General features: G+C 66.7%; 3 protein-coding genes. All 3 read right to left on the reverse strand.

Features of this window, described 5'->3' with window-relative positions; translation table 11 throughout:
* Nucleotides 1–2: 2 nt before the first annotated feature.
* Nucleotides 3–701, reverse strand: coding sequence for a 4'-phosphopantetheinyl transferase superfamily protein (locus FHW84_RS12020; RefSeq protein WP_167255758.1), 699 nt, complete (start codon nucleotides 699–701; stop codon nucleotides 3–5).
* A gap of 92 nt (nucleotides 702–793) precedes the next feature.
* Entirely contained in the window at nucleotides 794–2188 is a 1395-nt protein-coding gene (locus tag FHW84_RS12025; RefSeq protein ID WP_208399755.1) for an MATE family efflux transporter, read from the reverse strand.
* The gene (locus FHW84_RS12030; RefSeq protein WP_167255760.1) at nucleotides 2185–3669 is read right to left on the reverse strand and encodes a cytochrome P450; all 1485 of its coding nucleotides are present in this window, start codon (nucleotides 3667–3669) and stop codon (nucleotides 2185–2187) included. The genes FHW84_RS12025 and FHW84_RS12030 overlap by 4 nt, the downstream gene beginning before the upstream one ends.
* Nucleotides 3670–3689 lie beyond the last annotated feature (20 nt).

Here is a 3689-nt window from a genome sequence, read left to right on the forward strand (position 1 = left end):
GGTCAGCGGTTCCATGCGCAGCTGGTGATGGCGGTGCTTTCGTCGAGCAGCGAGTAGCCCAGGCGGAAGCGCATGCCGGCCAGCAACGCCGGCGCCAAGCTCTCGGCGATTTCCGCCTCGATCGCGACTTCATTCGAATCGACGATCTTCAGCGCACTGAACTCGAAGACCCGGCCGACTTCCGCCGCGGTCGCCTTGTAGAAACTTTCCTTGGCGGAAAACGCGATGGTCAGCGCCATCGGTTCGCCGAACCGCCGCGCAAGTGCGGCCAGCACCTTGCGCTCCGCCGCATCGACCACCGATTGCACGATGGCATCGAACGCGCCTGGCGCCACCACGTGCTCGATATCGATCCCGACGCCGCGTACCGCGTTTTCGCGCGTGGCCACGGCCGCCGCGATTCCCACCGCATGCGTAATGCTCCCGATAAAACCCTGCGGCCATGCAGGCGCGCGCGACGGCCCGATCGCCAGGTCGCCCGCCTCAGCGCCAGCTTCCGAGAGCGCCGCCATCGCAGCACGCCGTCCGGCCAGATATTCCGCCTTGCGCTTTGCCACGCTTCGCGCGATGGATGGCGGGCAGGCGATGCCGTGATGGGCGAAATGCGTGTCGTCGCTTTCGTCCACATCAAACGGCAACGCGAATGCGTCGGGCAGATTCCCTGGATGTCGCTCCAACGACAGGCGCCGCAACTCCTGCATGTCCTATCCTTTGCACATCGCCTCTACGCAAGCCCCTCTCCCTTCGGGTCGCCGGAGGGAGAAGGATTCGAGACTGCAGAACCGACGCGAGCTCAAGCTTCTACTTGCGGCCGCAACACGATCTCATTCTGCCGCCGCCGCACCGCCACCCAGATCCGCCAGAAATACAGCACCCCGATACCCGCCTCGAACGACGACCCCACCACCCACGCCGTCGGCAGATACTCCGCATCCCCCACATGCCCCAAGGTAATCAGATAAACCGTGGGAATGCTCAACACCCACATCATCACGAAGCGTACCGCGAACAGGAACCGCGTCAGGCCGAACGCCTCCAGCACCGCCTGCCCCGTCATCGAGAACGCGAACGCCAGCGAGTACGTCCACAGTACTTTCGAGGTGGCCACCGCCGCGTGGCGGATCTCGTCGGGCTTGTCCGCCAGCCCGAACGGATCGAGCAGCACGTTCGGCGTGACGATCTGCAGATATGCGGTAAATGCCACGTACGCCAGCTCCAGCGCCAGCGTCACCAGCATGATGCGCGGCACCTGCTCGAACTCCCCCTGCCCCAGCGCATTGCCGCACAGCACGCTGCAGCCTATCCCTAAGCCCAGCAGCGGAATCACGCCGATATAGCTCACCGTGAGGTTGACGTTGTTGGCCGCCAGCGCGATCGCGCCCAGCCCGGCGATGATCCAGATAAACGCCGCATTGCCGAAGTTGCCGATGCCCGCCGTCACGCCCAGCGCCACACCCTTCCTGATCCGCGGCATCAGATCGCCGCGATGCAGCCCGCGCGCAGCCACCAGCCGCCGCACGTCGCTCCACACGTCCTTGGGCATGTACGCCACATAGATCAGCGTGATCGCCAGGGTGCCGGCCAGGGTGCCCAGCGCCGAACCGCGCATGCCCAGCTCCGGCAGGCCGAAGCGGCCGAACACCAGGCCGATGGTCGCCACGATGCCCACCGCCTGGCCGATCAGTCCCGCCACCAGGGTGATGCGCGTCTTGCCGATGCCGTTGAAGTACGACGACAGCGCCATGTTGAAGGTCATCGCCGCGCCGAAATACGCCGACCAGTAGAGAAACTGCGCTTCCAGCCGCGTGAGGTTGGCCGGCCGGTCGCTCAGCGCCGGGATCCACGCCATCAGTGGCGCCATCAGCCACAGCAGCAGCGCGAACACCACGCCCACCACCACGCCGATCGCCGCCTGCCACGCCGCATCCGCGTGCCCCGAGCGGCCATAGGCCTGCGCCACGCAGGAACGCGAGAAGCCCACCACGGCGACGAAGAAGCCGACGATCGCCATTGCCGTGTACACCGCGGGGCCGGACGCCGCCAGCGTATCGGCCGAGTACCGCGCCAGGCAGATGCGGTCGACCAGCATCATGATCAGGTTGCCGATCATCGAGCCCATCAGGGGCAGCGACACCTTCAGGATGCGCCGCGCGATGGCGGCACTGGACGCGGGCGCGATGGCGTTCAAGCCGCGCCTCCCGCCGGCGGCACGCGCAGCTTCAGCCGCACCGGCACGGAACTCGGCGCCATGAAGAAATTCAGCAGCTCCTTCGCGGGCGGCGCCTTGGGGTCGGGCTCCAGCTCGAAGTTGCGCATGATCATCGACACCACCACCTTGATCTCGGTCAACGCCAGGAACCGCCCCGGGCACAGCCGCGCACCGCCGCCGAACGGAAACAGCTTGCGGCTGGGGTCTTCCTCGCCGGGCTCGCGCAGTCCCGCCACCCAGCGCTCGGGCCGGAAACGATCCGGCTCGGGGAACTGCGCCGCGTCATGCCCCTCGCCCGCCGTCGCCACGATGATCGCGGTGTTCTTCGGAATGAACGTGTCGGCCACCACGCAATCGGCGTTCGCGGTCAGCCCCAGATACGGCGCCACCGCCTTCAGCCGCTGCGTCTCGCTGTGCGCCGCCTCCAGATAATGGAAGGCCTTCATCTGCTCCCACTCGCGCGGCAGCGGCGCCTCGCCCAGCACCTGGTCCGCTTCCGCCGCCAGCGCGGCCGCGGCAGCCGGATTCTGCGCCAGCAGGCACAGCATCCAGCCGATCGAGTTGGCGGTGGTGTCCTCGCCGCCGATCACGCTGAGGATGGCATTGGCCACCAGTTCCTCGTCGGTGAATTCGGATGCCGGATCCTCGCTGGCGGCGATCATCGCCTCCAGCATGTTGGCCGGCTTGCGCTGCAGTTCGCGCTGCTGCTCCATGCGCTGGCGCGTGTTGCGGATGAACTCCTGCACCCGCGTCTCGATCTCGGCGAAGGAGCGCTCCGCCGCGCGGTCCACCGGCAATCTGAAGTAGCGCCAGTACGGAAACGCCGCGGTGGTGCGCTGGCCCAGGCGCTGGAACATGCTGTCGATATCGCGCTGCAGCGGATCGCCGTCCTGGTTCACCGCGTCGATATCGTGGCCCATGGCGATACCGACGATGGTATCCAGCGCCATCGCCTTGAGATCGCGGCGCAGGTCGATGGCGCGGCCTTCGAGCACCGCCTTCTTCCAGCGTTCGAGCATGCGCTCGGTCAAGGTCACCATCTTCGGGAAGAAGTTGCGGATCACCTCGGCATTGAGCCCGCTCATCACCAGCTTGCGCTGCTTGCGCCAGGCCGCGCCCTCGGCGGTGAACACTCCGCCGATATTGAGCTCGTTCATGATCGTCTTCAGCCCGCCGTTGCGGCGGAAGCCGTCGGGACGCTCGCGCATCACGCCATGCGCGGTGGCCGCGTCGGAGACGATCACGATGGTGTGCCCGAACACCTGCAGGCGGAACATCGGTCCGTACTCGCGCACCCAGGCGCTGAACTTCTGGTGCATCTGGCGGCCGCTCAGCTGCAGCGCATTGCCGACCACCGGTTGGCCCTTCGGCGCGGGCAGATCCTCGATGCGGCGCGTGTAGCTGAGCTCGGCCGGGGCTTCTTCAGGCAAGGCCAGTGCTTCGGAGACGGTTTCGTTCATGGCATTCCCCTGTTGAGCGC

Source organism: Dyella sp. SG562, assembly GCF_011759495.1.
GTDB classification, from domain to species: Bacteria; Pseudomonadota; Gammaproteobacteria; order Xanthomonadales; family Rhodanobacteraceae; genus Dyella_D; species Dyella_D marensis.

Excerpts from the sequence above, each read along its gene's own strand:
- FHW84_RS12020 (WP_167255758.1), bottom strand. The coding sequence starts at position 701 with ATGCAGGAGTTGCGGCGCCTGTCGTTGGAGCGACATCCAGGGAATCTG.
- FHW84_RS12030 (WP_167255760.1), bottom strand. The coding sequence starts at position 3,669 with ATGAACGAAACCGTCTCCGAAGCACTGGCCTTGCCTGAAGAAGCCCCG.